The sequence below is a fragment of the Oceanobacillus luteolus genome, assembly GCF_023715655.1.
GTDB classification, from domain to species: Bacteria; Bacillota; Bacilli; order Bacillales; family Amphibacillaceae; genus Oceanobacillus; species Oceanobacillus luteolus.
On record NZ_JAMBON010000122.1, the window covers coordinates 1 to 1,131 of the forward strand.

The 1,131-nt window shown below is 39.6% G+C and carries 1 protein-coding gene; it reads right to left on the minus strand.

Annotation, left to right across the window (positions count from 1 at the left end):
• Positions 1–32: 32 nt before the first annotated feature.
• On the minus strand, positions 33–1,131 hold a 1,099-nt coding region (locus tag M3210_RS19975), incomplete at its 5' end, for an IS256 family transposase (RefSeq protein ID WP_251518040.1).

Below are 1,131 nucleotides of genomic sequence, written 5' to 3' on the forward strand. Positions count from 1 at the left end.
GGGCTTGTCAAATAAAGTGTGTAAGTTCCCATTTATTCAAGGTACTTTAACACCCTATCTTTCAGTTCATCATGAAGAAGAAGCTGGTTCATAACCATGGCCCAGTTTTGAATGCGACCACCCTCCCATTTGGTTTCAAGTTCCTTCACACGTAGATATAATACTTTCAAAAGGGCGTTCTCATTCGGGAATGCCCCCTTTTTAATCACTTTTCGAAAGCTGGAGTGGATACTTTCTACGGCATTTGTAGTGTACATAATCTTTCGTATGGCACTTCCGTAATCATAAAGCTGTTCAACATGGCTAAAGTTCCTCGTCCATACGTCAATGGCTCCTGAATAGGTAGCCCATTGTTGTTTAAAGGATTCAAAGGCGCTTATACAGGCTTTTAGACTAGGTGCACTATACACTTTCTTTAACGCTTGAGTGAAAGCTTTATAATCTTTACTTGGAACGTATTTAATCGAATTGCGAATCAAATGGACGATGCAGCGTTGAACAATGACTTCGGGGAAAATTGCTCGTGCTCCTTCCTCTAAACCACTCACGCCATCCATTGATATAAAGAAAATGTCTTCGACACCTCTAGCTTTTATCTCATCAAAGATCTGCATCCATTTATGCTTACTTTCCGTTTCGTTAAGCCATAAACCAAGAATTTCTTTATTGCCCTCTATGGTATATCCTAAAATGGTGTAGACAGCATATTTTCTTGTCTCATATTGATTACGAATCGTTGTATACATACAATCCACAAAAACAAACGCATAACAGCTACTCAAAGGTCGAGCCTGCCATTCCTCAAGGTCCGGAAGGACTTGGTCGGTAATATCTGAAACCATTTCATGAGATACAGAAAAGCCATAAATATCCTCAATGGTTGACGAAATATCTCGCTGTGACATCCCACGTGCATACATGGAAATTACTTTATTCTCAATTGCAGAGACGTCCTTTTTTCGCTTTGGAATCAGTTCAGGACTAAAGGAACCGTCACGATCTCTTGGCACCTTAATATCCACTTCACCTGAGCTTGTTTTGATGGTTTTCTTACTGTAACCATTCCGTCTGTTTTCTGTTTCTTTTTCATCTTTATCGTTCGTTTCGTAGCCTAAATGATGGTTCATTTCA